Genomic DNA, 26559 nt, shown 5'->3' with positions numbered 1-26559 from the left:
AACGGGGCCAGGCCGTCCGCGCTTCCTCCGGTACACCAGGCGCCACGGCCTGCGGGCCTGACCGGAACGGGGCCGGGCCGTCCGCGCTTCCTCCGCTACCCGCCCAACACCACCACCGCCTCCGCGACCCGGCCCGCGCCGTCCTCCTTCGCCAGGGCGCGGGCCGCCTCCTGCGCCCGTTCCCGCAGTCGCCGCTCCTCGACGGCCTGACGGATGGCCTGCGCCAGCCGGTCGGCGGTCAGGTCGGCGAACCGGACGGGAGCGGTGGCGGCACCGAGCCGGCGGAGCCGGTCGGCCCAGAACGGCTGGTCCGCCGTCACCGGGACCGGGACGCTCGGCACGCCCGCGCGCAGCGTCGCAGCCGCCGTGCCCGCACCCGCGTGGTGCACGACCGCCGCCATGCGCGGGAAGAGCCGGGCGTGCGGCAGTTCGCCGACCGTCAGCACGTCGTCGCCCTCCCCGGCGATCCCGGCCCAGCCGACCTGCACCACGCCCCGGACTCCCGCCCGCCGCAGGGCCTCCAGCGCCAGGGCGCTCAGCCGCTCGCCCCGCCCCGCCGCCATGCTGCCGAAGCCGATGAACACCGGCGGCGGCCCGGCCCGCAGGAAGTCCTCGACCTCGGCCGGGAGGCCGTAGTCCTCCGCCACGTACGGCCACCAGTTGCCGACCACCCGCAGCCCCTGCCGCCAGTCGGCCGGGCGCGGAACGAGGGTCGGGCTGAAGCCGTGCAGCACCGGCCAGTACGCCCGCTCCACGGCCCGCCGGCGCGCGGTCTGGGAGAGCGCCGGGAGGCCCAGCCGCGACCGCAGGCGGTGTGCGGCCCCGGCGTGCAGGCGGTCGACGACCCGTTGGCCGAGCGCGCCCGCCACCCGGTTGCCCCAGCTCCCCAGCGAGCGGCCGCCCCCGACGACCGGCGGGAACTCCCGCGTCGGCAGCGTGGGTTGCAGGTAGACCCCGATGCTGGGGACGCCCATCGCCTCCGCGAGGTGCCAGCCCAGCGGCGCGGTGGTGGTGCTCAGCAGGAGTAGATCGGCTCCGGGTGCGGCGGCGTCCGCGAGCCCGTCACCCAGTTTCCCGATGAACGCCGCGGCCCGCGCGAGCAGTTCGGAGCGCCCGCCCGTCGGACCGGTGCCCGCCCCGCGCGGATCGACCGGGAGCGGGCGGAAGTCGAGGCCGCTGGCGGCCACCAGCTCGCGGAAGGTCTCGGGCGCCGCGAGCGCGACCTCGTGCCCCGCACCGCGCAGGTACGCCCCGAGACCGGTGTAGGGGGCGACGTCGCCGTGCGATCCGGCGGCCGTGACGAGGATTCTCATCGAGCCTCCTCCTCGGGGTCGCTCCCGCTGCGCCGCTCGGCGTTGGCGCCGATCGCCGCACGGAGGTAGCCGGCCAACCCCGGGCGCTGCTCGGCCGGCGGGACGACGAGGGCGAAGGCGCGGGCGTCCGCCTCGTAGTCGTCGGCGATCCGGCAGTGCATCTCCGGCGGGCAGGGCGTGAACCACCGGGTGATGTGCTGCCGGTGCTGCTCGGCGAGGTCCAGCACCGTCCGGTGGTCGACCGGCAGTGCCCGGTCGAAGGCCTCCAGTAGTCGGCCGCGCCACTCCGCGGCCTCCGCCATCAGCTGCCGCCAGTCCTCCTTGGAGTGGGTGGCGGCGCGGGCCAGGGCCTCCTGGTGGCTGTCCCGCTCGCCCCACTTGAGGTGGGCGTCGGCCGCGTAGCTGAGGTCGAAGACGACGTCCCCGAAGACCTCGAAGCGCTCCTCCGGGCTCAGCTCGACCCCGGTGCGCTGGACCTCGATGGCCCGCTCGGCGACGTCGACCAGCTTCTGCAGCCGGGCGATCTGCTCGGTGAGGGCGTGTCGTCTCGCCAGCAGGTGGTCGAGGGCGTTGGCCTGCGGGTCCGCCAGGATGTCGGCGATCTCGTCGAGCGGGAAGCCGAGTTCCCGGTAGAACAGGATCTGCTGGAGCCTGGCGAGGTCCGCGCCGTTGTAGAGCCGGTAGCCGGCCGGGCTTCGCTCACTGGGCGTGAGCAGCCCGGACCGGTCGTAGTAGTGCAGGGTCCGGATCGTGACCCCGGCGAAGCCGGAGACCTGGCCCACCGACCAGCTCATGCGTCCCTCCGATCATCCGTGCGTTCGCTGCGCCCCCACCGTGCGGCCTGACGTGGGGTAAGGGTCAACACGCGCAGCTCAGGGGCCTGCTCCGGATGCCGGACGGCGTCCTCGGTCAGGTCTCGCGCTGCGGGTGGTAGGCGGTCTCGGGTATGCCGAAGGTCCAGGCGACCCCGGCTCGCGCGGTGCGGGTGCTCGGGGGGACGCGCAGCCAGTAGGTGCGGTGGGTGCCGTCCGGCTCGGGCGTGGAGTTGACCACCTCGACCATCACCACCGGCTCGTCGTCGGGCAGGACGATCCGCCAGAGCACGCCGGTCTCGTCCCGGTGGACGGGCTCGGCGCCGGAGTCGGCCAGGTAGCGCTCGTAGCCGTAGTGCTCCAGCAGGACGCGGCGCAGCTCGGCGTTCTCCTCGGTGCGGATCCGCTCGGCCGTCACCTCGGCCAGGCCGGCCAGGAACTCCGGCGGGACGGGCATGCCGCGCCAGGCGTGCAGGGCGAAGCCGTCGGCGTACTCCAGGGCGGGCCCGTCCGCCCGGTCGAGCCGCCCGGCCTCGTCGCGGTGCAGGCCGGTCGGCCGGTCGCTGAGCAGGGCCACGTCCCGGTACGGCCACCACCAGCCGACCTCCCGGGCCAGTTCGGCCAGTGGTGCGACGGCGTCGGCGCTCGCCCCGGCGGCCTCGAAGGCGGCGAACCACGGCGCGTCGTGCTGACCGCGCACGGCGTCCAGCAGCGCGAGCCGGACGGTGGTGCGACGGGCCCGGGCCTCCTCGGCCACCGCGGCGTCGGCCTCCCGGTCGGCCTCGGGGGCGAGCCGGTCGAGCACCGCGTTGCGCAGCCGGTCGGCGAGCGGGGTGGTGACCGGGCCGAGCTCGCCCCCGGTGAGCGCCCAGTGGCCCGCCCACCCGGCGGCGCCGACCTGCTCGACGGCCCGCCGCCTGGCCTCCTCCCAGGGCTTGGTGCGCACGGCCTCGCGCACGCTCTCCGCCCCGGCGGCCCGCAGCTCCAGCGCCGCCCCGGTCGCGGCGAGCGGCGAGCCGAACCACCGGATCGCCGCGGGCTCGGGCAGCCCGGCCGCCCGGTAGGCGGCCCGGACGGCGCGCTCGGCCGCCGCCCGGTCGCCCGCTCCGGTGGCCGCCGCGGCCGCCCGCCAGCGGGCCGTCACCTCGACCGGCCCGGGCAGCTCCCGCGCCTGCGCCCGGTCGCCGTGGACCTCGTCGTGGATCACCGTCTCCATCCCTGCTCCGTTCCCGGCCGGGCTCCCCGCCCGGCCGTCCGTTCCCGTTCCGTGCCGCGGTCACGGCCGCGCTCCACCCTCATGTCCGCACCCGCCCGCCGACCCCCGTACGGCGGGCGGAGCGGTCGTCAGTCCGCGACCATCCGCACCGCACCCGGCACGTACTCGCGCTGGCGGACCACCCGGTACCAGCCCTTGGGCAGCGGTATCGCCGCGTGCTCCTCGTGCACCACCCGGCCGCCCTCGGGCAGGTGCAGCCAGCCCGCGCCGAACGGCCCGGTCTCCCGGCGCAGCTCGCCGGGGCCGACCACGGCGTGCGCGTGCCCGGTGACCTCGCCGAGCGCGAGCACCATCCGGCCCCGCGCGTCCCGGGGCTGCACGGCCAGCTCCACCACCCTCGGCGGCACCGCGCCCTCCTCTACCGGCACGATCAGCACATCGCCCTGGCGGTACATCAGTCCTCCCTCGCCGTACGGAGGGGCTCCGGCGGACGCCGGAACCCATGGCTCCGCCGCGTCCGCCGCGGTCACTCTCCGGAGCCAGGACCCGAACATAGAGCAAGGGTCTGACAACGCGCCCGGACGGCGACCCGGCCGCCGGATTGTCAGTCCCGGCTGGTAGACAGTTGTTCGGCCCAGACCCCAGAGGAGCAGCGCATGACTGTCAACGACCACATCGAGCGGTTCCACGGCCTTCCCGTCTTCGACTTCGTGGAGGCCTTGGAGGAGGCCGAGGAGAAGGGCGGATCGGGCGCCCTCGAACTGCCGGACGCGGCCTCGGCCGCCTGGCGGGTCAAGCTCGACTACGAGTCCGAGGCGACGTTCGCCGAACGCTGGGAGCAGTTCCTCGGCGCCGTCGACACCGAGCGGGTCACCGCCCTGGTGATCGGCCAGTGGTCCCCGGAGGAGCCGGAGGGCTTCCAGGAGCCGATGGAGGCGATCGTCGCCGCCGCCGGCCGGCTGCCCGCCCTGCGCGCCCTGTTCGTCGGCGACATCACCTTCGAGGAGTGCGAGATCTCCTGGATCCAGCAGTGCGACATCACGCCGCTGCTGACGGCCTTCCCGCGGCTGGCCGAGCTGGTGGTCCGCGGCGCCTCGCAGGACTGGGACGGCAAGGGCGGTCTGGCCCTGAAGCCGCTGCGGCACGAGGCCCTCGAGGCGCTGCGCTTCGAGGCCGGCGGCCTGCCGGGTTCGGTCGTGCGCTCGGTGGCCGGCTGTGACTTCCCCGCCCTGGAGCGGCTGGAGCTCTGGCTGGGCGTGGACAACTACGGCGGCGACGCGACGATGGCCGACGTCGCGCTGTTCCTGGACGGCACCCGCTTTCCCAAGCTGCGCCACCTCGGCCTCCAGAACAGCGAGTTCCAGGACGACATCGCGGCCGCCGTGGCACACGCGCCCGTGGTCGCCCGGCTGAAGTCGCTCAGCCTCTCCATGGGCGTGCTGACCGACCAGGGCGCCACCGCCCTGCTGGAGGGCCAGCCCCTCACCCACCTGAACTCCCTCGACCTGCACCACCACTACCTCACCGAGGAGATGCAGCAGCGCCTGCGCCAGGCCCTGGCCGGTGTCGAGGTCGACCTCTCCGAGCCCGGCAAGCCCGACGACCAGTGGCGCTACGTGGCCGTGGCCGAGTAGTCGTCAACGCCCCGCGCCCGCCCGACAGCCCGACAGCCCGACAGCCCGCGTACTCGCCCACCCCGACCGACCAGGATCCGACATGTCCATCTCCCGCCACATCGAACGCTTCCACGAGCTGCCGATCCACGAGTTCGCCCCCGACGACACCCGGCCGCGGCCCGCCGCCGACAGCGTCGCCTGGCGGCTCGCCCTCGCGTACCGCTCCGAGCAGGACTTCGCCCAGCTCTGGCAGTCCTTCCTCCAGGACGTCGATCCGGCGAGCGTCCGTGCCCTGGTGATCGGTCCCTGGTGGAACGGGGCCGAGGGCTACGGCTCCGTCGGCCCGGTGATCGAGGCCCTCACGGCCGAGGCCGGGCGCCTGCCCGCCCTGGAGGCGCTGTTCCTCGCCGAGGTGACCTACGACGAGTGCGAGGTCTCCTGGCTGGTGATGGACGATGTCACCCCGCTGCTGGCCGCCTTCCCCGCGCTGAAGTCGCTGGCCGTGCGCGGCGGTACGGACCTCGGCCTGGATCCGGTCCGTCACGACGCCCTGACCAGCCTGCGCTTCGAGTCCGGCGGCCTGCCGGCCACCGTGGTGCGCGCGGTGGCCGCCTCCGAGCTGCCCGCACTGGAGCGTCTGGACCTCTGGCTCGGCGTGGACGAGTACGGCGGTGACGCCACGATGGACGACCTGGCGCCGTTCCTGGACGGCTCCCGGCTGCCGAAGCTGCGCCACCTCGGGCTGTCCAACAGCGAGTTCCAGGACGAGATCGCCGCCGCCCTCGCCCACGCCCCGATAGTCGCCCGGTTGGAGTCGCTCGACCTCTCCATGGGCGTGCTGACGGACGAGGGCGCCACCGCCCTGCTGGAGGGCCAGCCCCTCACCCACCTGAACTCCCTCGACCTGCACCACCACTACCTGAGCGACGCGATGCAGGAGCGTCTGTCCGAGGCCCTGCCCGGGGTCGGGGTCGACCTCGACGAGGCCGAGGGTGACGACCCGGACGACGAGGACGACCGCTACGTCTCGGTCTCCGAGTAGGCGGGCGGCGGAGGCGATGACCGTGCGACTGACCGTCCTGGGCAACCCGGGGCACCGACGGGTGACGCTGTTCGCGGCCGCCGCCCGGGCCGCCGGGCTGCCCGAGCCCGCCGTCCTGCCCTGGCTGGACGTGCTGCGCGGCCGGTACCGGCTGCCCGAGGGCGGTCTGCTGCGCATCGAGTCGCCCGGCGAGGAGCCGGAGGTCGACCGGCTGCTGCGCGGCCCGGCGCTCGGCCCCGGCTACGCCCCGACCAGGGTCGAGGGCACGGCCGTCTGGTACGCGGGGGTCATGGCCGCGCTGCGCGGGCTGGCCGCCCGGCCCGGCGTACGGCTGCTCGGCGATCCGGAGGAGGTCGCCGTGATGTTCGACAAGCGCCGTACCCACGCGCTGCTCGCCGGGGCCGGGGTGCCGGTGCCCAGGGCGCTCGGCGGCGAGGTCGCCGGCTGGGAGCACCTGCGCGGGCGCCTCGCCGAGGCCGGCCTGCACCGGGTCTTCGTCAAGCCGGCGCACGGCTCCTCCGCCTCCGGGGTGATGGCCCTGGAGTTCGGACCGCGCGGGCAGCTGCAGGCCACCACCTCGGTGGAGCTGGCCGACGGCCGGCTCCACAACTCGCTGCGGGTGCGCCGCTACCGTGGCGAGCGGGAGGTCGCCGCGATCGTCGACGGCCTGGCACCGGACGGGCTGCACGTCGAGCAGTGGATCCCGAAGGCCTCGCAGTCCGGGCGCTCGGCGGACCTGCGGGTCGTGGTGGTCTCCGGCCGCGCCACCCACGCCGTGGTGCGCACCAGCGGCCAGCCGATGACCAACCTGCACCTCGGCGGTGCCCGCGGCAGCCTCGACCAGGCCCGGGAGGCCGCCGGGCCGGCCTGGCCGGCCCTGCTGGAGACGGCCGAGCGCGCGGCGGCCTGCTTCCCCGGCTCACCGATGGTCGGCGTCGACGTGCTGCCCACGACCGGCTGGCGGCGCGCCCTGGTCGGCGAGGTGAACGCCTTCGGCGACCTGCTCCCCAACCTCACCGGCCTGCCCGGCGGCCCCGCCGAGGGCCTCGACACCTACGGCGCCCAACTGGCCGCGCTGACCGCCCCCTCCCCGTCGTCGCCCGCGGCGACGGACCACCAGATCACGGAACCCGCTCGATGAACCACCCGACCACCCTCCCGTCCCCCGACATGAACGCCGTCGTGGGCAGCCACGACCTGCTGCTCGTCACCCTCGACACGCTCCGCCTCGACGTCGCCGAGGAGCTGGCCGCCGCCGGCCGCATCCCGAACCTCGCCGCCGTCCTCCCCGGCGGCCGCTGGGAGCACCGGCACTCGCCCGGCAGCTTCACCTACGCCTCCCACCAGGCGATCCTGGCCGGCTTCCTGCCGACGCCCGCCTCCCCGGACGGCCCGCACCCGCGCCTGTTCGCGGCCCGCTTCGCCGGTTCCGAGAGCACCGCCCCGCGCACCTGGGTCTTCGACGCCCCCGACCTGCCGACGGCCCTGGCCGCGGCCGGGTACCGCACGGTGTGCATCGGCGGTGTCGGATTCTTCAACAAGCAGGGCCCGCTGGGCTCGGTGCTGCCGGGCCTCTTCCAGGAGAGCCACTGGGCGCCCGGGTTGGGCGTGGCCTCGCCGACGTCCTTCGAGGAGCAGGTCGCCCGGGCCGAGCGGGTCGCCGCCGAACAGTCCGCCGACCAGCCGCTGTTCCTCTTCCTGAACGTCTCGGCGCTGCACCAGCCGAACTGGTTCCACCTGCCCGGAGCCACCCGCGAGCACGGGGACTCCCGGGCCACCCACGCCGCGGCTCTGGAGTACGTGGACGCGCACATCGGCCGGCTGTTCGCCGCGATGAGCGCCCGCCGCCCCTGCTTCGCGATCGTCTGCTCCGACCACGGCACCGCCTACGGCGAGGACGGCTACACCGGCCACCGGATTGGCCACGAGGTGGTCTGGTCGGTCCCGTACGCGCACTTCACCCTCCCCGCCCGAGCGGCGGGCACCGCCACGACCTCCGAGGAGCGCGCATGACCACCGCACCCCCGCGCCCGGACTCGCCGTACCAGTCGTACGTCTACGCGTACCCGCACAAGACGGCCTACCGCCCGCTGCCCGAGCGCCCGCCGCTGCACGAGCTGTGGGCCGGCGAGGCGCAGCACGCGCTCTCGCTCTACCTCCACATCCCGTTCTGCGAGGTCCGCTGCGGCTTCTGCAACCTGTTCACCCGGATCGGCAGCCCCGAGGGCCTGACCACGGCCTACCTGGACGCCCTGGAGCGCCAGGCCACGGCGGTGCGCGCGGCGCTGGACGACGGGGCCCGGTTCGCCCTGGCCGCGTTCGGTGGCGGCACGCCCACCTATCTGACGGCCGGTGAGCTGGAGCGGCTGTGCGACATCGCCGAGCGGCGGATGGGCGCCGACCTGCGGGCGATACCCCTCTCGGTGGAGGCCTCACCCGCCACCGCGACCGCCGACCGGCTGGAGGTGCTCGCCGCCCGGGGCGCCACCCGGCTGAGCCTGGGCGTGCAGTCCTTCGACGACGCCGAGGCGCGCTCCGCCGTCCGCCCGCAGAAGCGGTCCGAGGTGGAGGCCGCCCTCGGCCGGATCCGCGCGGCCGGGTTCCCGGTGCTCAACATCGACCTCATCTACGGCATCGACGGCCAGACCGAGGCGAGCTGGCTCCGCTCGTTGGACACCGCGCTCGCCTGGCAGCCCGAGGAGCTGTACCTCTACCCGCTGTACGTCCGCCCGCTGACCGGCCTGGCCCGGCGCGGCGAGCAGGAGAGCCGGGCCGCCTGGGACGCGCGCCGGCTCGCGCTCTACCGATCCGGCCGCGACCACCTGCTCGCCCACGGCTACCAGCAGGTGTCGATGCGGATGTTCCGCCGCGCCGCCTCCCCGCAGGCCGGCGCGGGCGAGTACGCCTGCCAGACCGACGGCATGGTCGGCCTGGGCTGCGGCGCCCGCTCCTACACCTCCCAGCTGCACTACTCCTTCGACTACGCGGTGAACGCCACCGAGGTGCGCGGCATCATCGACGACTACGTCGCCACCGAGGACTTCCACCGTGCCGAGGTGGGCCACCGGATGGGCGGCGCGGAGCCACGCCGGCGGCACCTGGTGCAGTCGCTGCTCCAGGCCGAGGGCCTGCCCTTGGCGGACTACCGTGCCCGGTTCGGCAGTTCACCGGCCGAGGACTTCCCGGCGGAGCTGGCCGAGTTCGCGGAGCGCGGATGGCTCGACGACGGCGACGCGGAGTTCCTGCGGCTCAGCCCGGAGGGGCTGGCGCACTCGGACGCCGCCGGGCCGATGCTGTTCTCGCCCGAGGTCCGGGCCCTGATGGCGGCGTACGAGGCGAAATGACCTTCCTCGGCATGCCTTCCGCCTCACCGCTGCCGGAGGACGGGGCGCGGAGCCTCACCCTGCTCTACCGCGGCCCGCTCGCCTCCTGCGACTACGACTGCCCGTACTGCCCGTTCGCCAAGCGGCGCGACAGCCCGGAGCAACTGCGGTCCGACCGGGCCGCGTTGGAGCGCTTCACCGGCTGGGCCGCCGGGCGCGCGGGCACCGGCGACACCCTGTCGCTGCTGTTCACCCCCTGGGGCGAGGGGCTGGTGCGGTCCTGGTACCGCCGCGCGCTGGTCGAGCTGAGCCGCCTGCCGCACGTCCGCCGGGTCGCGATCCAGACCAACCTCAGCTGCCGCACGGGCTGGCTCGCCGAGGCGGACCTCGACACCCTCGCCCTCTGGGTCACCTTCCACCCCGGCCAGGTCACCCGCGAGCGCTTCCTCGCCAAGTGCCAGGAGTTGGACGCACTCGGCGTGCGCTACAGCGTCGGCGTCGTCGGCCAACCCGAGCACCTCGCCGAGGCCCGCCGGCTGCGCGCCGAGCTCCCCGAGGGCGTCTACCTGTGGGTCAATGCCGCCGAGGGCCTCGGCTACACCGACGCCGAGGCCGCTCAATGGGCCGCCGTCGACCCGCACTTCGGCTACAGCCGGCACGCCCACCCCAGCGCCGGGCTGCCGTGCCGCACCGGGGAGTCCGTACTGTCGGTGGACGGCGACGGCACCGTGCGCCGCTGCCACTTCGTCCGGGACGTCCTCGGCAACCTCTACGACGGCAGCTACCGCGCGCACCTGCTGCCGCGAGCCTGCCCGTTGCCGGTCTGCGACTGCCACATCGGCTACGTCCACCTGGAGACGCTGCCGCTGTACGAGCTGTTCGGCGCGGGCGTGCTGGAGCGCGTGCCGCACGGCTGGTCCGGGGGCCGGTCATAAATCGGTTGCCAGTCGACCACTCTGTGTGAAAGCGTACGAACAACCGCGCAGGACCAGCTGGTTCGGAAGGGAGGCCCGCAGATGATCAGTGGCATACGGCTCGCCGTCGTGCCGGGCCTCGTGCTCGGTGACACCCCGGCTCGCGCTTCGACGCGCGAGCCGCACCCGGCCTGACGCCCGCGCCCGCCCTCCCGGCGGCGCCACGGCCCGACGCGCCTGCTGCTCGCCTCCTCGTCGAAGTGCTCTTCGTGTCCCCTTGCACGTTCGACCACGAGGAACCCCTGGTGTCCGACACCCACCGGCCAAGCATCGTCACCCTGCCCACCACCTCCGTCCTGCCCGCACCCTGGCACAGCGAGAACGGCACGCCCCCGCCGCGCCGCCTGATCGCCGCCGACGACACCCTGCGCGCCGAGGCCGCCTACCGGTCGGCCTGCGAGGGGACCGCCCTGCTCTGGCAGGGCGACTACCCCGGCGCGCTCCGCCTCCTGCACGCCATGCGCCGCCGCGCCGAGCGGCGCCGGCCCCGATCCGCCCCCGGCTCCTCGGCCGAGGCCTTCCGGCAGCACCGTCGGGAGCGCGCCCGCCTCGCGCGCGTCCTGGGCATGCTGCTGGTACCGCTCGGCGCGGATCATCGCGTCCGGCTCCACCGGGCGCTCGACGTCCGCGAGGCCTGCCGGGCGGCCTACGGACCGCTCCTTGACAACAGAATCGTGTCCCTGCGCGAGCTCCTGGGTGTGATCGGCGCCCACCAGTGGCGCACCAGAGGCGTCGAGGTCCCGGCCCTCGGCGCCCGCATCCACCCGCACTACGGGGTCTTCTCACCCGTCCGCGGCGAGTACGTCGACCTCGTCGCCCGGGCGCCGCTGCCGCCGGCCGCCCATGGCCACCCCACCGCCTACGACCTCGGCACTGGCACGGGTGTGCTCGCCGCGATCCTCGCCCGGCGCGGCCTGCACGAGGTCCTGGTCACCGACGCCAACCCGCGCGCCCTCGCCTGCGCCCGCGACAACGCCCACCGGCTCGGTCTAGCCGACCGCATCGAGACCGCCGGCACCGTCCTCTACCCTCCCGGCCGCGGCCGGGCCGCCCTGGTCGTCTGCAATCCCCCGTGGCTGCCCGGCCGGCCGAGCTCCGCGCTCGACGAGGGCGTCTACGACCCGGGCAGCCGCATGCTCCGCGGTTTCCTCGACGGCCTGGCCGACCGTCTGCTGCCCGGCGGCGAGGGCTGGCTCGTCCTCTCCGATCTCGCCGAACACCTCGGCCTGCGCTCCCGCGCCGATCTGCTCGGTGCCGTCTCCGGAGCCGGGCTGCGCGTCACCGGGCGCCTCGACACCGTCCCCCGCCACCCGAGGGCCACCACCCCCGACCGGGCCGACCCCCTCCTCCACACCGCCCGCGCCGCGGAGGTCACCTCGCTCTGGAGGCTGACCCCCGCATGACTCCCGGCGACCTGCCGCACACAGCCCGAAGCAGCCCTGCACCCACCGGGCGACCCGGCCCGCACGTCCCTAGCCTGGTGACAGAGAGGAGGCGAAACACCATGCTTGGAGACGCTCCGCTGCAAGCAGTCATCCCCGCCACCGATCTCGCCCGCGCCAAGGCCTTCTACACCGACACCCTCGGCCTCAAGCTCGCCGAGGAAGGTGAGGAGGAGTTCGTCTGCGACTGTGGCGGCACCCAGTTCACCGTCTACCGCACTCCCAGCGGTGGACAGGCCGCCCACACCCTCGCCAGTTTCAAGGTCGCCGACCTCGACGGCGAGATGGCCGGCCTCCGCGCCCGCGGCATCACCTTCGAGGAGTACGACTTCCCCGGTCTGCAGACCGTCAACGGGGTCGCCGAGGGCGAGGGCATGCGCGCGGCCTGGTTCAAGGACAGCGAAGGCAACATCGTCTGCGTGTCCCAGCGGGTCGGCCAGTAGCCGTCCCGCACCCGGCCCACCCGTCAAGCGCTGCACCGCACCCGTCGGACACGGCGCCGCTGCCCGGCCCGCTCGTACGGAGCGGACCGGGCAGCGGCAGCAGGTGCCAGGTGGCCATCCCAGGCTGGACCCGCCCGAACACGAAGAACGGCCACGCCGATGGAGCGGCCCCCGGGTCGCGGGCGCTCCGGACGCCTCGCTCCGGTGGCGGCCCGCCACCGCCTCGCCTTGACTGGTGCGGACCGCCGCCCGGATGCGGGAGGACCGAGGGATGAGATTGCCGAGGGGCACCCGCGGCCGCCGGAAGGAACAGCTGCTCCTGGCCCGCATGCGGGTCGTGCGGGCACGGAGTGAGGCCGAGCGGCGCTTCCCGGTGATCACCGAGCTGACCGCCCGCCTGTTCTCCCCCGGCCTACTGGACTCCGCCACCCGGATGGCCTCCCAGCTGTTCCTGACCTCCATCCCCCTCCTGTTCGCCGTGGCCGCCTTCGCCCCCGAGGGCGTGCGGAACCAGATGAACTCCTCACTGCGCTCGCTGTTCGGCATCTCCGGCGCCTCCGCCGAGCAACTGCGCCAGGCGCTGTACAGCCCCGGCGACCTGCGGCAGACCACGGGGATCATCGGCCTGCTGATGGCACTGCTGTCCGGCACGAGCTGCAGTCGGGCGGTCGCCCGGGTCTGCGAACACGCCTGGCAGCTGCCGAAGTCCGGCACCAGGGTCGCGGCCTGGCGGTGGCTGCTGTGGATCGCCTGCTGGGTGGTCGTGCTGCTGTTCCAGGGCGTGCTGCGGAACGGCTTCGGCGCCGGGCTCTGGCTGGGCCTGCCACTGACCTTCACGGCCTCTTTCCTGGTCTGGTGGTGGACTGCCCGTCTGCTGTTGAGCGCACGGATCCGTTGGTTGTCCCTGGTGCCGGGAGCGCTGCTCACCGCCATCGCGTCCACCGCGATGTCGCTGACCGCCCGGATCTACATGCCGATCGCACTGAACCGCTCACTGGCCCAGTACGGCTCGCTGGGCCTGGTGCTGATGGTGCTGTCCTGGCTGATCGCCTTCTGCATCGCCGTCACCTTCGCCATCACGGCCGGCGCGGTACTGGCCCAGGAGAGGCCGCTCAGCGCCTACCTGGGGCCGACCGGCCCCGAACGGCGCGGAACCTGACCAGCCGCCCCGGCACCGGGAACGGCGTCGGCCGCCACACCCGCCACCCCGACGAACGCGCCGCGGGCGTCGGACGACCCGACCGCCCGCGCACCCGCCGACAGACCGCACGGACCGAGGCGACCGGGTCGAAGGAGCCCGGGCGGTCCCGGGTCAGCGGGTAGCAGGCGAACCCGATCAGCGCCGCGCTGAAGTGGCCGATGCTCGTGTAGTCCCGGCTCTGCTGCACGCCCAGCCCGTAGACCACCAGCACTCCCACCGCGTACAGGTACCGCCAGGGCCGCACGATCAGGTAGGTGAGGACCGCGACCACGCCGGCCAGCGCGTAACTGACGCCGTAGTCCAGGGTGTAGAGGGCCCTCGGCGAGGCCAGCCCCCGGTGGATCGCCCAGCCGAGCACGCCCTCGCTGAGGTAGGTGGCGCCGACGTGCGCGAGCGCCGCCACCGAGATCCAGCGCAACGTGCCGAGCCATCGTTCGGCGGGCACGTGGAAGAGGTTGTACAGCAGGAAGTAGAACGGCCAGCCGCCGCCCGCGATCCACAGGGCGCTGGTGACCAGGACACGCACCGGCGACACCTGGAGATGGTGGAGGTTGGTCGAACGCCGCTCCAGGATGCGGTCCGCGGTCGCCGGATCGACGTGCCGGATCACCTGCGTGGTGACGAGCAGGACCGCCAGCCAGGTGTAGGTACCCGGCGCGCGCCGGACATAGGCCCACACCGCGTGGACGGCACGCGCCCACCAGGGCCGCCGGTGCGCCTTGGCGCCCCTGGCTGTACTGCCGGCCATCGGCACCTCCTCGACACTCCTCCCCCTCACCCTCGCCCCCGCCCGACCCGGCCGCCACCCGCCACCCGCCGTCCCTGTGCAGCCCGCGGGAATCCGCCCACCTCACACGCCCCGCCGCCGGCCCCGACGGCCTCCACGGCGCTCGCGTACGCTGGCGCTCGGACCGTCCCGGTCGCGACCTCCCCTCCACGCACCGGGCGGGGCCGGTACCGGGAACCGCCGAGCAAGGGCACCAGGCACGATGAGCGATCGCCTCGCGACGAGGACACCGACCAGCACCGCTGCTCCCCGGCACCCGGCGCTGAGAGCCGCCGTCCGCCTGCGCCTCACCACGGCGTACGTCCTGCTGCTGACGGTGACGGCCTCCTGGCTGGCGAGCCAGGGCCATGCCGAGCGGGCCCGGTTCGTCCGGCACAACAGCAGCAACGTCCATCACATGGAAGTGGGCAAGTGGTGGACCCTGTTCACCAGCGGCCTGGTGGTCGACGGGGTTCCGGCCTGGGCGGGGATCGCGGCGGTCGCCGCCGTCCTGGGCCTGGCCGAGTGGCGCTGGGGTCCGGCCCGGGCCGGTGCGGTCTTCGTCTTCGGGCACCTGGGCGCCACGCTGCTCACCGAGGGCGCCATGTGGGTGATGCTGACCGCCCGCATCCCGGGCGCACTCTCCCGCGCCCGGGACGTGGGCATCAGCTACGGCCTGGTCGCCACCGGTGCCTGCCTCCTCGCGCTCGGCCCGCGCCCGCTGCGCCGTTACGGCCTGCCGGCGCTCGCCCTGGCCCTGGCCGGCGCCTGGGCGCTGGACCAGCAGCTGGCCGACGCCGGCCACCTCGTCGCCCTCGGGCTGGGCGCCCTCGCCTCCCGCACCGTCTGGATGCGCACCCGGGCGCCCGCCTCGGCCTCCTGATCCACCCCAACCACCCGTCCAGTCAAGCAAGTTGACTAACGGGCCGGTCGACGCGCAGCAGCCGGGAGAACCCTCGTCTCCACCCGGGGCTCCGTATGCTCTTGCATTACTCTGCAAATCTATGCCAGAGTTCGGGCATCGGATCGATTACGCCGAATCCCGTCACACATCGCTAGATCAGGGGCCCGCTCACGCGGGTCAAGGGTGCATCCATGTCGAAGGTCTTGAGCAAGCTGCCGGTCGGTGAACGGATCGGCATCGCATTCTCCGGTGGGTTGGACACCTCCGTCGCCGTAGCGTGGATGCGCGAACACGGTGCCTTCCCCTACGCCTACACGGCCGACATCGGCCAGTACGACGAGCCGAACCTCGCCGACGTCCCGGCCCGGGGCCGCGCGTACGGCGCCGAGCAGGCCCGGCTGGTGGACTGCCGGGCCGCGCTGGTCGAGGAGGGCCTGGCCGCCCTCGCCTGCGGTGCCTTCCACATCCGCTCCGCCGGGCAGACGTACTTCAACACCACCCCGCTCGGCCGCGCCGTGACCGGCACGCTGCTGGTGCGCGCCATGCAGGAGGACGGCGTCTCCATCTGGGGCGACGGCTCCACCTACAAGGGCAACGACATCGAGCGGTTCTACCGCTACGGCCTGCTCGCCAACCCCAACCTGCGGATCTACAAGCCGTGGCTGGACCAGGCGTTCGTCGACCAGCTCGGCGGCCGCAAGGAGATGTCCGAGTGGCTCGCCGAGCGGGACCTGCCGTACCGGGACTCCGCCGAGAAGGCCTACTCCACCGACGCCAACATCTGGGGCGCCACCCACGAGGCCAAGCGGCTGGAGTACCTGGACGCCTCCCTGGAGATCGTCAGCCCGATCATGGGCGTGGCCTTCTGGGACCCGGAGGTCGAGATCCAGACCGAGGACGTCACCGTCGAGTTCGAGTTCGGCCGCCCGGTCCGGATCAACGGCCAGGAGTTCGCCAGCGCCGTCGACCTGGTCCACGAGGCCAACACCATCGGTGGTCGGCACGGTCTGGGCATGTCGGACCAGATCGAGAACCGCATCATCGAGGCCAAGAGCCGCGGCATCTACGAGGCCCCCGGCATGGCGCTGCTGCACATCGCCTACGAGCGGCTGCTCAACGCCATCCACAACGAGGACACCATCGCCACGTACCACACCCAGGGACGGCGGCTCGGCCGGCTGCTGTACGAGGGCCGCTGGTTCGACCCGCAGTCGCTGATGCTCCGGGACAGCATTCAGCGGTGGATCGGCCACCCGGTCACCGGCAGCGTCACCCTGCGGCTGCGGCGCGGCCAGGACTACTCGGTCATCGACACCCAGGGCCCCAACTTCAGCTACCACCCCGAGAAGCTGTCGATGGAGCGCAGCGTCGACGCCGCGTTCGTCCCCGACGACCGCATCGGCCAGCTGACCATGCGCAACCTCGACATCGCCGACTCGCGCAGCAAGCTGGAGCAGTACGCGGTGCACGGCCAGCTGGCACCGTGGAGCGGCCTGATCGGCGAGCTCGCCCCGGGCGGCGCGGCTCCCATCGCCGCCGGCAACGGTGACGAGGAGGACCCGAACGCGCTCGACCACGCGGCGCTCGAGTCCGGCACCGACTGACGCACCTCACGCCCGCGGAGGGCCGTCGCACCCCAGCGGTGCGGCGGCCCTCGGCCGCTCCCCCGGCGCCTCCGCTCCGCCCGCCCCCGCCTCCCGGCCCCGGCACCCGCCACCGCTCCCCGTCCGCGCTCCGCCCTCACCCGAACGGCGGCACCGGCCGTGCGCCGCCCGCCCGACGGGAGCTGAATGGCGGACGGCGCCCGGCGACGGGAAGGCAGGTCCGGGGATGGGTGAAGCGATCGGCCCGATGCTGGCCTCCGCAGTGGCGGTCGCGCTCAGCCCGCTGCCGCTGATCGCCGTCCTGCTGGTCCTCGCCTCACCGCGCGGCCGGGCCAACGGGGTCGCCTTCACGGCCGGCTGGCTGCTCGGCCTCGCCGCGGTGTCGGCCGCCGTCGTAACCGCGGGCACCGCGTTGAACCCCGCCCGCACCACACCGACCTGGTCGTCCTGGCTGAAGCTCGCCCTCGGCACCGTACTCGTCCTGCTGGCCGCCCGGCAGTGGCGCGAACGACCGCGACCCGGCCGGGTGACCGCGCCACCGGCCTGGCTGCTCTCGATCGACCGGCTGACCGCCGCCCGGTCCGCCGGTCTCGCCATGGTCCTGGTCATCGCCCACCCGAAGACCCTGGTCCCGGCCGTCGGCGGCGCCGCCTCCATCGCCGCCGCGCCGACCGGCGGCGGGGAGAAGGCGGTGGCCGCCGCCCTGATGGTGCTGCTCGGTGCGCTGGGCACCCTGCTGCCGCTCGCGGCACACCTCCGGGGCAGCGTCCAGGCACGACACACCCTCGGCGAGTGGCGCGCCTGGACGGCCACGCACAGCGCGGCGATCATGATCACCGTCCCGCTGCTGCTCGGCGCCGAGTACCTGGGCGACGCCGTCTCCGGGCTCACGTGAGCCCCCGCCTACCCGACCCCGACCGGCCCACCCCTCGGGCCGGCCCGCATCCCTACCCACCCCGTCCCCGTCACCGGATCCGCACCACCCCCCGCCCCCGCACGGCCCGGACCCCCAACCGCCCGGGGTCGGCCGTCGGCCGCGCCGCCACCGCCTCCCGTACCGTCAGCAGGATCTCGCCGTCATAGCGCTCCGCCAGCACCCGCGCCAGCTCCGCCGCCCCGCCCGGCCGGACGTCGGGCGCCAGCTCCGGCAGCCGGCCCGGGGCGCTGAGGTCCTGGGCCTGGGCGGCCCAGCGGGCCGCGTCGCACCGTTCGCCCTCGGCGGTGTAGTGCACGGCCAGGCAGTGCACGGCCAGCTGGTCCCCGTACTGGGCGGCTATCCGCCACCAGAAGACGCCGTCCGCCGCACGTCCCATGCCGTACAGCAGGCAGCCGAGGGTCCGGAAGGCGGTCTTCTCGGCGAGTTCGAGGTCCAGGGCCAGCTCCCCCGGCTCGACCGCGCCCGCCACCCCCGCGCACAGGTGCCGCAGGTCGCGCCGCAGCTCCGCCCGTCCCCCGGCCCACCGGGGCTGCCCCGGGCCCGGGCCCGGACCGGACCCCGAGCCTGGGCCGGACCCCGCCCCCGAACCGGAGCCCGACCGCAGGCCGGGACCGGCTCCGGCCCCCGCTCCCGCGCCGAGCCCTGAACCCGCCCCCGCTGCCGCTCCCGGGCTCGACCCCGAGAGCGGAGCGTGCGGTGGCCGGGCCCCGGCGGGCGGCCGGGCGGGGCGCTCGCGCACCGCCGGGGCGGTCCGCCGGGCGGCGGCGAGCCGCTCGGCCAGTCGGCGGGTGAAGTCCACCGGATCGTGGTCGTCGAACTCCCGCTCCAGCTCGACGGCGTGCGCGCGCAGCAGGTCCACGACCCTCATGTCTGCGCCCCGCCGTCGTCCTGGTGCTCCAGGAGGTACTCCAGGTGACGCCGCCCGAGGCTGTAGTAGGTGCGGGCGGTGGTGTGCGCGATGCCGAGGGACCGTCCGATGTCGTGGTACGACAGCCCCGCCTGGCGCAGCCGGACCACGTCGGCCTGGACGGGTGCGGCCCGCGCGAGTTCCTCCATCGCCCAGTCCAGGGCGTCCAGCTCGGCGAGTTCGTTCAGCTCGTCCTGGCTGGTGTCGGGGCGGCGCTGGGCGATCACCCGCAGCCGCTTGCGTTCGGTGCGACGGCGCTCGCGCATGACGTCCACCACCGCGTCCTTGACGATCTTGAAGGCGAAGGCCTGCGGATCGGGGCTGGCCAGGGCCCGGCGCCAGTTCTTGTAGAGCGTCGTGCCCGCGTTCTGCACGGCGTCCTGGGCGTCCTCGCGATGCCGCAGGCGCTGCTGGGCGTAGCGGAGGTAGCCGGAGTTCTCGCGGGTGAAGAAGGCCTCGAAGTCGTTCGGCAGGTCGCCGAGCGGGTCGGCTCGCAGACCCCGCTCCTCGCCCGGCCCGGGAGTGCTCACGCGACCCCCCTTTCGTGGTCGGCTGGCCGGCCCGCCTGGTGGCACGCCGACGGCCCCTTGGGGCTCGTGGTGTAACCGTCCGGGAGGTCCGGGATGTTGACCGGATCGGGCAGACAATTGCCGAACGTTTCCGTTCACTTTTGAACAGTGTGGCTGACCTGCCGCTTCACCCTCGCGCACCCAGCCGGAAGACTCGCAACGTGACCCAGATCACAGTGTGCGAGGGCGTCGCTTGACAAGCCCCACGGCGCCACCCGCGCCATCCCCGCACCACTGCGGACCCCACCCCGCAAAGCGGCCCCCACTCCCTCAGGAGCCAAACCCCCTACGGCGCCGGCTCCACCTCCGCCGCATCCAGCGTGGCGGTCACCCGTTCCAGCAGCCCGCGCAGTGCGACCAGATCCTCGACCGGCAACCCGGTCGCCGCGAGCAGCCGACGCGGAACCTGCCCGGCCCGCTCGCGCAGCGCCGACCCCTCGGGGGTCAGGCGGACGGTGACCGACCGCTCGTCCTCCGGGCTCCGCTCGCGGCGCACCAGCCCGGCCGCCTCCAGGCGCTTGAGCAGTGGGGAGAGCGTCCCGGAGTCCAGCCGCAGCCGCTCGCCGATCCGCTTGACGGGCAGCTCGCCCTCCTCCCACAGCACCAGCATGACCAGATACTGCGGATAGGTCAGCCCGAGGTCCCGCAGCAGCACCCGGTACACGCCGCCGAAGGCGCGGGAGGCCGCGTTGAGCGAGAAGCAGATCTGCTGGTCGAGGCGGAGCAGCTCCTCGTCCGCCATGCCGGGGTGAGTCGTCATGAACCCATGGTACCGATCATCATCGCGCCATTTAGTTGTGCGCAATTGAATTGCGTGCTCTACTTGTCTCGACGCAGCGACGCAGCGACGCAGCGACGCAGCAACGACCGAGCGGCCGCCGCCCAGCACGCCGGGCCGGCGACCGCCCGGACAACCGACCGCAGGAACACCCAGGACCCGAAGGGGAAGCCACCATGGACGCGCTCTACACCGCAGCCGCCACCGCCAACGGCCGGGAGGGCCGCGCCGTCAGCTCCGACGGACAGCTGGACCTCGCGCTGGCCATGCCGCCCGCGCTCGGTGGCAGCGGCCAGGGCACCAACCCGGAGCAGCTCTTCGCCGCCGGCTACGCCGCCTGCTTCGCCAGCGCCCTCGGCCTGGTCGGCCGCCAGGCCCGGGTGGACACCAGCGAGGTCTCGGTGACCGCCGAGGTGTCCATCGGCAAGGACGAGGCCGGCTTCGCCCTCGCCGTCGTGCTGCGCGTCGAGCTGCCCGAGTCCCTCGCGGGCGAGACCGGCGAGCTGCTGGTCAAGCAGGCGCACCAGGTGTGCCCGTACTCCCGTGCCACCCGGGGCAACATCCCGGTCGAGCTGGTCGTCGAGTAAGCACCCCCGAGAAGGAGCGCCCCGGGGGAAGAGCACCCCGAGCGCCCTCCGACCGCCCCACCGACGGACCGGGCCCGCCGCACGCGATGCGGCGGGCCCGGTCCGTCCTCCCTGGGCTCAGTCGCCTCCTGGCCCGTTCGCCGAACGCAGCGTGTCCAGTCGGTGCCGGTACTCCTCCGCGTCGATCTCACCCCGAGCGAACCGCTCCGCGAGCAACTGCTCCGGGGACACCCCCGGACCTCCCTGCCCTCCCTGCCCCCCTTGGCCCCCTTGGCCCAGCGGGCCCCAGCCGTGCGGACCGCCCACCCCGGCTCCTCCGGCGCCGGGGGCCGCCCGACCGGGCGGGGTCGGCTGCCGCGAGCGCGCTACGTAGCGGAACAGGGCCACGGCGAGCAGGACGACGATCACCAGGAACATCAGCGTCCCGAACGCCATCAGCCCCACGCCCCAGCCACCCACGTAGTGGCCGTGCCCGTGCCAGTACCTCATCAGGACCTCCTCCTCCGGCCCCGTCGGGGCCCGCCGAGGTGAGCAGCGCCTACCACCATCGTGCTCCCGCCGGTGGTGAAAGCGGTGTGAGGGTGGGCTGAGAAAACGTTCCGGCAACCGTTCCCGGGCCCCACCGGGGTAGCGTGCCGCTGGTGACCCACCACCCGCCGCCCGCGTTCCACCCCCAGCGGCCCACGGCTCACCAGCCGTCCATGGCCTTCCACCCGCCGGAGGACGACCGCTCCCCCGAGCAGCTCGTCGCCGCCGGGGTGCTGCGGCGCCACCCGGACCCGCGCCCCCACCCGGCGCTCGGCCACTCCCCGATCGGCTACGTCGCCACCGCGCTCTGGGCCGAGCTCACGGCCCTCGCCATCGCGCCGGCGGCCGCCGAGGCCACCGCCACCGCACTGCTGCGCGCGATCGCCGACCGCGCCGTGGACGCGGCGCTCGCCCCGGGCAACGAGCGCGCCCCGCGCGACGACCTGTACGTGGCCGACCCGGCCCACATCGGCCCGTACCGCCGGGCGATCTGGTTCCAGCGTTCCAACCCGCACGGCCCACACGCCCCAGCCGACCCGCACAACCCGTACGGCTCGCAGGGCCCCCGCGGCCTGCTCACCCCCGTCGACGCACGCGGCGGGTACGCCCCCCGCGGCCCGATCACCGCCTCCTTCGCGCCCCACGAACCGTAGCCCCGGGCGCCCCTGCCCGCCCTCGCCCGCCCCGCCTCCCTCAGCGCTCGACCTGGAGGCTGTGGCACACCCAGCTCAGCCGGTCCGGCCCGCCGTACGGCGGCCGGTCGTGATACGTCCCGTCCGCCACCGACATGTTGACGATCAGGTACGCGTGCCACGCGGCCCCGACCCCGTGCAGGTCCGCGTAGACCAGCTCGTCCTCCACGTACCAGTCCACCGAGTTCGCGCCGAGCACCACCCGCAGGCCGAAGGTGGCCCCCGGCCCGATCCCGGCGCTCGCACCGTGCCAGTACCGGAAGCCGCCGCGGACGTGGTTGGAGATCTCCAGCAGGTCCGGGTTGTCGGGGTGGTACTCGAAGACGTCCACCTCGTTGCCGCCGTCCCGCCAGGTCCAGATCGCCGGCCAGGCACCCAGCTCGACCGGCAGTGTCACGCTCGCCGACAGCACGTCCCCGGCGCGGAGCTGGAATCCGTCGGGACTGCCCTCGGTGGTCAGCAGACTGCAGCTCCACAGCCCGCCACTGTGCCTCCTGACCGCCGTGAACTGCCCGTCGGGGCAGTAGTCGCGGCTGAGGTAGTCGAGTTTGTGGTCGCTCCGGTTGGTCGGCCCCATCCGGGGATAGGCGCTGCTGCGCCCGGCGATCCACTGCCTGGTCGAAGTGAAGTCCGCGTCGAACACGACTGCCACGGCCGCCTCCCCGGAGCGCTGGCGTCCCGGCAGTCCGCACCGCCAGGCACACAGGGTGAGTTACCCGATACCCTCCGCAGTATGCGAAGTGGATCGTTCGGGTCCGGGACGAACGTGCGATTCGGGACCGGTACGGCCGGTCAGGGGTCGGCGCCGAGCAGGTCAGCCGACCGGAGCCGCGCCTCCGGCCCCGAGCCGGTCGGTCACCGAGACCACCCCGTCCACCGAGCGGCACAGGTTGAGCACGATCGGCACCAGGTGCTGCTCGGGCACGGTGCCGCTGAGCACCACCCGCCCCTGGGTGACCTCCACCCCGATCTCCGCCGGGCTGACCCCGTCGATCCGGCCGAGCACCTCCTCGACGATCTCCCGCCGGATCACCATGTCCTCGCGCAGGAAGACCCGCAGCAGGTCACCGCGGCTGACCATGCCGACGACCCGCCCCTCCTCGTCCAGCACCGGCAGCCGCTTCAGGCCGTGCCGGCTCATCAGCCGGGCCGCCGCGACCACGCTGGTGCCGGGCGTGGTGCAGACCGGCTGCGCCGTCATCAGGTCGGCCGCGGTCACCTCGCCGTCCGGGCCCGCCTGCGCCGACTCGGGCGCGGGCAGCAGGCTGGCCGGGTCCTCCTGCGCGGCCAGGGTGCGCAGCAGGTCGGCCTCCGAGACCACGCCGAGCGGTCGCCCTTCCGGGTCCACCACCGGTACGCCGGTGATGTCGTACTCGCTCAGCAGCGTCACGATCTCCCGGAATCCGGTCTCGGGCGAGACCAGGACCACGGGGCTGGTCATCACGGATTCGACGGTGGCATGCCGCACGCCGGTTCACCTCGTCCAACGATGCTGGTCCGACCGGACGCGGATCGTCCCGGCCGGTACCGGCAGCATCGCCCGTAACGGCCGCGACCGCCAGGGGCCAAGGGGCCGAACGGGCGGGACCTTGGGCCCCGACCTGCTGACACGGCCCCGACACCACGCCCCCGACCGGACACCGGCACCACGCCCCCACTGGGCACCGGCACCACGTCCCCGACCGGGGCAGCCGCAGGAACGACGCCGTCAGGCGTGCGTGGTCGCCCCGCAGACGAAGACGGGCACCCGCAGGAACCCGTGGCTCCGGACGGCCGCCGCGGCCGCCGGGGAGGTGCAGAACCAGCCGTTCCGACCGAACACGGCCCGCAGCGCCCGTCCCTGCGCGTCGGCACTCGTCCAGTCGCCGTCCCGCACCCCGAGGTAGAGGGTCCGGCCGTGCCAGGTCGTCAGGAAGGCCGGGTTGGTCCCGCCGTCGACCGTGGGCGCCGTTCCGTCCAGGGACTGCGGCACGAGCACTCCCGGGTCGTCGCCCGGCTTCCGGTGACCGCCGGTGACCTGTCCGACCCAGCGGCCGACCGAGTACGGGACGATCGCGTTCGGGTCGTGCAGGACCGCGTCCTCCCCGTGGTCCTCGGCGACGCCGGAGGTCACGCACGGGCCCGCGTAGAAGGTGCCCGGATCGCCGTTCGGGGAGGCGGCGGCCGCGAAGGCGGTCATCTCGTCGGAGAGGTAGGACGATCGAAGCGTGGCGGGGTCCGAGACGTGGACACCGGGTACCACGGGCCTGATCGTCGCGTCCGGAAGGCTCGGGTCGATCTGCCGCCAGTTGGTGATGTCGCAGGAGTAGATCCACCGCAGATCGGCGGTCGTCAGGTTCTTCGGTGCGTTGCCGCCCGCCGGGGCCGCCCAGGTCACCGCGTCCCTCACGAGCGGGACGAAGTCGATCGAGGTCGGGTCGCCCTGCTGTGGCGGCCTGCTCAGCCTGGCGAAGTCGACCGTTCCACTGCTGTTGAGCACCAGGGCGTTGAGGGCGCTCCGGGTGTTGGTCGGCCGGAAGATCTCGTAGGCCCCGGTCTTGGGCGTGATCCTGCTGGTTCCCCGGGCGTCCCGGCTGTAGAGCCGGGGCGAGGTGGTGTCCCCGGCCGCCGCGAGCGAGGCGTTGTAGTCCGCCGCGAGCTGGTTGAGGAGCGCGTCGGCGGCCGGGGCGCCCACGCCGACCAGGTCGGCGGCGCCGTCGCCGCGGGTCGGCACCGGGCGGGCCGCCATCGCTCGCCGGACGTTCTTCCAGCGGTGGCGCGCCGCACGTCCGTCATATGCCCGCCGATCACCCCGGACGGCGCAACCATCACATGATCGACTCGTTGGACCGTCCACCACGACAGCGGTACGGCTCCCGGGAGGGCCCCTTGGCAGTACGGACGGTGAGCACGGCCGCGCTGCGCCGGGATGTCGCGGCGCGCCCGGTGGCCCTGGCGGAGGCCTCGCTGGTGCGCCACTACCGACGGCTGGTCCGGCTCGCCTACCTGGCGCTGCCGGCCGACCGCGACCGGCACACCCGGGTGCTCGCCGCCCACTGCGCCGTCCAGCGCGCCCTGCCCACCCGCTGGGCCCGCACGGACCGAACCGCCGTCCGACCGTCCGCGCCCGGGCCCGGGCCCTCCGACGCTCCGGAAGGCACGGACGCCCCGGACGACCCGGCCTACGCCGCGCTGCGCCTGCGGGTGCTGCGCGCCGCGCTCCGGCCGCGCCCGGCCGCCCGTCTCCTCACGCCCCGGGTCTGGGGCCTGCGGCTGTTCACCCCGCACGGCGGCGAGGGGGACGCGGAACTCGACCACGCGCTCGCCGCGCTCTCCGCCCCGGCCAGGGCGGCCTTCGCCCTGCGGACGGTCGAGGGGCTGGGCGTCGAACGGGCCGCCGAGGTACTACGGCAGGCCGGAGTGGCGCACCCGGCGGTGGCGGTGGCCGTGGCCGGGCAGGTGCCGTCCGGTCCGGATCCGCTGCCGCCCGCCTTCGACCCCTGCGCCGTCCGGGTGCAGCCCACCGACCTGCTGCGCCGGCGCCGTACGCTGACGGCCGCGCTCGCGGTCGGCGTGCTCGGCCTCACCACCACGGCGGGCGTGCTGGGCGGTTCGCACCCGGCGGCGCCCGGCCGTCCGACGACGGTGCCGCTCGCGGGCGCCGACCCCGACCCGTCCCACCTGGTCCGGGTCGCCCCCGACGCCTGGCAGCACACCAGCCGGGTCGACTTCACCGCCTGGCCCGCCCGTGGCGAGCGGCGCGAGGACGGCGCGCTGCTCGGCCGCGCCCTGGCCGCCTGGGCCCGACCCGGCAGCCGGACCCACGCCGAGCCGGGTACGGACGCCGGCCCGCCCGCCGCGCCCGCGCCGCACCTGCTGTTCGCCGGGACGGTGGACGGCACCGGTGTCGTGGTGTTCTCCGACGGCGAGCGGATCGCCCGCTACACCGACGGCCAGAACGGTCAGGGCGGTCGGGACAGCGGAGACCTGGACCTCGCCCGGGCCGACGACGCGGACCCGACCACGGCCGGCGCGGTGGTCCTGCGCCGTCAGGGCGCCACCGTCCGGTACCTGCTGGCGCCCTGGGTGGACTCCGCCGAGACCCGCCGGATCGACCGGCCCGACACCCCCGCCCGCCCGTTGGAGCACCCCGACGGCCTCACCTCCCCGGCCCCGGCCGGCGGGCCCGCCGACTGCCAGGGCGCCACCCTGCTCCAGCTGCACTCGTCCCCCGTGGTCGCCGAGAAGGCCGAGAGGTCCGCCTTCCTGCTGGCCGACCTGGGCGGCCTGATCCCCGCACACCTCACCTACGCCCCGCCACCGGAGCGCCCCCTACCGGACGGCTCACCACCCGACCGAGCCCAGGCCGACCGCACGCAAGCCGACCGCGCCCAGGCCGACCGCGAGCCACGCGAGGCGACCGCCCAGGACGCGCTGCTGGCCTGGTCCCGGGCCGGCTGCGCCGTTCCGGACGGCACACCGGGCGTCAAACAGCTGAACCTCTGGGCCTTCGCCCTCCAGCCGCTGCCGCAGAACGCGGGCTCGGCCTCCTGGGTCTGCCTGCGCGCCGACCGCTGGGACGGCGCGGGCAGTGCGGCCACCGCCGTCGTCCTGCCGGGCGCCCGCGGCGCGCAGCGCACCGGCGGCGGACCGGGCCGGGCCTGCGGCCGCTTCGAGCGGGACGCCGTGGCCTGGACCTGGTGGCGCTCCCCGCACGGGACGGAGTTCGTGCTCGCGGCGGGCAGCCGCCGGGTCACCCGGCTCACCGTCAAGGGTTCGGGCTGGTCCGCCGACCGGCCCGCGCCGGACCGCACCCTGGCCGTCGAACGCCCCGCCCGCGCGGCCGTCCAGGTGGAGGCGCTGCTCGACAACGGCGCCCGGATCGACCCACCGCACTGAGCCCCGCGCCCCGTCTCCCTTCCACCC

The 26559-nt window shown here is 74.5% G+C and carries 27 protein-coding genes; 15 read left to right on the top strand and 12 right to left on the bottom strand.

Annotated features, from left to right (window positions below; translation table 11 throughout):
* Nucleotides 1-95: 95 nt before the first annotated feature.
* The 4 genes from ACFVXH_RS22750 to ACFVXH_RS22735 form a co-directional block, all read right to left on the bottom strand.
* Nucleotides 96-1313, bottom strand: a complete 1218-nt coding sequence (locus tag ACFVXH_RS22750; RefSeq protein ID WP_387826544.1) for a glycosyltransferase — start codon at nucleotides 1311-1313, stop codon at nucleotides 96-98.
* Nucleotides 1310-2107 (bottom strand): MerR family transcriptional regulator, encoded by a 798-nt coding sequence (locus ACFVXH_RS22745; protein ID WP_387826541.1) that lies wholly within the window; start codon nucleotides 2105-2107, stop codon nucleotides 1310-1312. The genes ACFVXH_RS22750 and ACFVXH_RS22745 overlap by 4 nt, the downstream gene beginning before the upstream one ends.
* A 115-nt stretch (nucleotides 2108-2222) precedes the next feature.
* Nucleotides 2223-3341, bottom strand: coding sequence for a DUF6745 domain-containing protein (locus ACFVXH_RS22740; RefSeq protein ID WP_387826538.1), 1119 nt, complete (start codon nucleotides 3339-3341; stop codon nucleotides 2223-2225).
* Between the two features lie 128 nt (nucleotides 3342-3469).
* Nucleotides 3470-3796, bottom strand: a complete 327-nt coding sequence (locus ACFVXH_RS22735; RefSeq protein WP_049652826.1) for a hypothetical protein — start codon at nucleotides 3794-3796, stop codon at nucleotides 3470-3472.
* Nucleotides 3797-3997: 201 nt separating this feature from the next.
* Here ACFVXH_RS22735 and ACFVXH_RS22730 point away from each other — a divergent pair, with 201 nt between their 5' ends.
* From ACFVXH_RS22730 to ACFVXH_RS22690, 9 genes are all read left to right on the top strand, one after another.
* Nucleotides 3998-4975 (top strand): STM4015 family protein, encoded by a 978-nt coding sequence (locus ACFVXH_RS22730; protein ID WP_387826535.1) that lies wholly within the window; start codon nucleotides 3998-4000, stop codon nucleotides 4973-4975.
* A gap of 82 nt (nucleotides 4976-5057) precedes the next feature.
* Complete coding sequence (locus tag ACFVXH_RS22725; RefSeq protein WP_387826532.1) at nucleotides 5058-5999, top strand: STM4015 family protein; 942 nt, start codon at nucleotides 5058-5060, stop codon at nucleotides 5997-5999.
* A 16-nt stretch (nucleotides 6000-6015) separates the two neighbouring features.
* Nucleotides 6016-7140, top strand: a complete 1125-nt coding sequence (locus tag ACFVXH_RS22720) for an STM4014 family protein (RefSeq protein ID WP_387826529.1) — start codon at nucleotides 6016-6018, stop codon at nucleotides 7138-7140.
* A gap of 29 nt (nucleotides 7141-7169) precedes the next feature.
* Nucleotides 7170-8012 (top strand): STM4013/SEN3800 family hydrolase, encoded by an 843-nt coding sequence (locus ACFVXH_RS22715; protein WP_387826679.1) that lies wholly within the window; start codon nucleotides 7170-7172, stop codon nucleotides 8010-8012.
* Nucleotides 8009-9343 (top strand): STM4012 family radical SAM protein, encoded by a 1335-nt coding sequence (locus ACFVXH_RS22710; protein WP_387826526.1) that lies wholly within the window; start codon nucleotides 8009-8011, stop codon nucleotides 9341-9343. Before ACFVXH_RS22715 ends, ACFVXH_RS22710 begins: the two co-directional genes overlap by 4 nt.
* A gap of 11 nt (nucleotides 9344-9354) precedes the next feature.
* Nucleotides 9355-10257 carry an STM4011 family radical SAM protein gene (locus ACFVXH_RS22705; RefSeq protein ID WP_387826523.1) on the top strand — a complete coding sequence of 301 codons (903 nt, stop codon included), beginning with the start codon at nucleotides 9355-9357 and terminating at the stop codon, nucleotides 10255-10257.
* A 284-nt stretch (nucleotides 10258-10541) separates the two neighbouring features.
* Nucleotides 10542-11699 (top strand): methyltransferase, encoded by a 1158-nt coding sequence (locus ACFVXH_RS22700; RefSeq protein ID WP_387826520.1) that lies wholly within the window; start codon nucleotides 10542-10544, stop codon nucleotides 11697-11699.
* A gap of 101 nt (nucleotides 11700-11800) precedes the next feature.
* Nucleotides 11801-12181: a VOC family protein gene (locus tag ACFVXH_RS22695; RefSeq protein ID WP_074004838.1), complete on the top strand. Its 381-nt coding sequence runs from the start codon at nucleotides 11801-11803 to the stop codon at nucleotides 12179-12181.
* Between the two features lie 271 nt (nucleotides 12182-12452).
* Nucleotides 12453-13340 carry a YhjD/YihY/BrkB family envelope integrity protein gene (locus ACFVXH_RS22690; protein ID WP_079272594.1) on the top strand — a complete coding sequence of 296 codons (888 nt, stop codon included), beginning with the start codon at nucleotides 12453-12455 and terminating at the stop codon, nucleotides 13338-13340.
* Here the strand turns inward: ACFVXH_RS22690 and ACFVXH_RS22685 are convergent.
* The gene (locus ACFVXH_RS22685; protein ID WP_387826516.1) at nucleotides 13294-14130 is read right to left on the bottom strand and encodes a rhomboid-like protein; all 837 of its coding nucleotides are present in this window, start codon (nucleotides 14128-14130) and stop codon (nucleotides 13294-13296) included. The two genes, ACFVXH_RS22690 and ACFVXH_RS22685, sit on opposite strands and share 47 nt — an antisense overlap.
* A gap of 241 nt (nucleotides 14131-14371) precedes the next feature.
* On the opposite strand from ACFVXH_RS22685, the gene ACFVXH_RS22680 reads away from it, so the two are divergent.
* The 3 genes from ACFVXH_RS22680 (at nucleotide 14372) to ACFVXH_RS22670 (ending at nucleotide 17551) form a co-directional block, all read left to right on the top strand.
* Nucleotides 14372-15031 (top strand): rhomboid-like protein, encoded by a 660-nt coding sequence (locus tag ACFVXH_RS22680; RefSeq protein ID WP_387826514.1) that lies wholly within the window; start codon nucleotides 14372-14374, stop codon nucleotides 15029-15031.
* A gap of 212 nt (nucleotides 15032-15243) precedes the next feature.
* On the top strand, nucleotides 15244-16656 hold the full coding sequence (argG, locus tag ACFVXH_RS22675; RefSeq protein WP_387826511.1) for an argininosuccinate synthase: 1413 nt from the start codon (nucleotides 15244-15246) through the stop codon (nucleotides 16654-16656).
* 226 nt (nucleotides 16657-16882) lie between these two features.
* Nucleotides 16883-17551: a GAP family protein gene (locus ACFVXH_RS22670; protein WP_387826508.1), complete on the top strand. Its 669-nt coding sequence runs from the start codon at nucleotides 16883-16885 to the stop codon at nucleotides 17549-17551.
* Nucleotides 17552-17621: 70 nt separating this feature from the next.
* Here ACFVXH_RS22670 and ACFVXH_RS22665 read toward each other — a convergent pair whose 3' ends face one another.
* From ACFVXH_RS22665 to ACFVXH_RS22655, 3 genes are all read right to left on the bottom strand, one after another.
* A complete protein-coding gene (locus ACFVXH_RS22665) occupies nucleotides 17622-18461 on the bottom strand; it encodes a hypothetical protein (protein WP_387826505.1) in 840 nt (279 codons plus the stop codon).
* A complete protein-coding gene (locus ACFVXH_RS22660) occupies nucleotides 18458-19030 on the bottom strand; it encodes an RNA polymerase sigma factor (RefSeq protein ID WP_049658113.1) in 573 nt (190 codons plus the stop codon). Before ACFVXH_RS22660 ends, ACFVXH_RS22665 begins: the two co-directional genes overlap by 4 nt.
* 325 nt (nucleotides 19031-19355) lie before the next feature.
* Entirely contained in the window at nucleotides 19356-19829 is a 474-nt protein-coding gene (locus tag ACFVXH_RS22655) for a MarR family winged helix-turn-helix transcriptional regulator (RefSeq protein WP_049658111.1), read from the bottom strand.
* A 194-nt stretch (nucleotides 19830-20023) separates the two neighbouring features.
* Here ACFVXH_RS22655 and ACFVXH_RS22650 point away from each other — a divergent pair, with 194 nt between their 5' ends.
* A complete protein-coding gene (locus tag ACFVXH_RS22650; protein WP_049658109.1) occupies nucleotides 20024-20434 on the top strand; it encodes an organic hydroperoxide resistance protein in 411 nt (136 codons plus the stop codon).
* Between the two features lie 117 nt (nucleotides 20435-20551).
* On the opposite strand, the gene ACFVXH_RS22645 is transcribed toward ACFVXH_RS22650, so the two are convergent.
* On the bottom strand, nucleotides 20552-20923 hold the full coding sequence (locus tag ACFVXH_RS22645) for an SHOCT domain-containing protein (RefSeq protein ID WP_387826500.1): 372 nt from the start codon (nucleotides 20921-20923) through the stop codon (nucleotides 20552-20554).
* A gap of 152 nt (nucleotides 20924-21075) precedes the next feature.
* Between ACFVXH_RS22645 and ACFVXH_RS22640 the strand changes: the two genes are divergently transcribed.
* The gene (locus ACFVXH_RS22640) at nucleotides 21076-21615 is read left to right on the top strand and encodes a hypothetical protein (protein WP_387826497.1); all 540 of its coding nucleotides are present in this window, start codon (nucleotides 21076-21078) and stop codon (nucleotides 21613-21615) included.
* Between the two features lie 40 nt (nucleotides 21616-21655).
* Here ACFVXH_RS22640 and ACFVXH_RS22635 read toward each other — a convergent pair whose 3' ends face one another.
* The 3 genes from ACFVXH_RS22635 to ACFVXH_RS22625 form a co-directional block, all read right to left on the bottom strand.
* On the bottom strand, nucleotides 21656-22306 hold the full coding sequence (locus ACFVXH_RS22635; protein WP_074004845.1) for a beta-glucanase: 651 nt from the start codon (nucleotides 22304-22306) through the stop codon (nucleotides 21656-21658).
* Nucleotides 22307-22468: 162 nt separating this feature from the next.
* Nucleotides 22469-23095 carry a CBS domain-containing protein gene (locus tag ACFVXH_RS22630; RefSeq protein WP_241853098.1) on the bottom strand — a complete coding sequence of 209 codons (627 nt, stop codon included), beginning with the start codon at nucleotides 23093-23095 and terminating at the stop codon, nucleotides 22469-22471.
* Between the two features lie 267 nt (nucleotides 23096-23362).
* Nucleotides 23363-24382 carry a substrate-binding domain-containing protein gene (locus ACFVXH_RS22625; protein ID WP_387826494.1) on the bottom strand — a complete coding sequence of 340 codons (1020 nt, stop codon included), beginning with the start codon at nucleotides 24380-24382 and terminating at the stop codon, nucleotides 23363-23365.
* Between the two features lie 140 nt (nucleotides 24383-24522).
* Between ACFVXH_RS22625 and ACFVXH_RS22620 the strand changes: the two genes are divergently transcribed.
* Nucleotides 24523-26532, top strand: a complete 2010-nt coding sequence (locus ACFVXH_RS22620) for a hypothetical protein (RefSeq protein WP_387826491.1) — start codon at nucleotides 24523-24525, stop codon at nucleotides 26530-26532.
* Nucleotides 26533-26559 lie beyond the last annotated feature (27 nt).

Source organism: Kitasatospora sp. NPDC058184 (genome assembly GCF_042883725.1).
GTDB lineage: Bacteria > Actinomycetota > Actinomycetes > Streptomycetales > Streptomycetaceae > Kitasatospora.
This window is presented reverse-complemented; position numbering and strand designations above follow the sequence as displayed.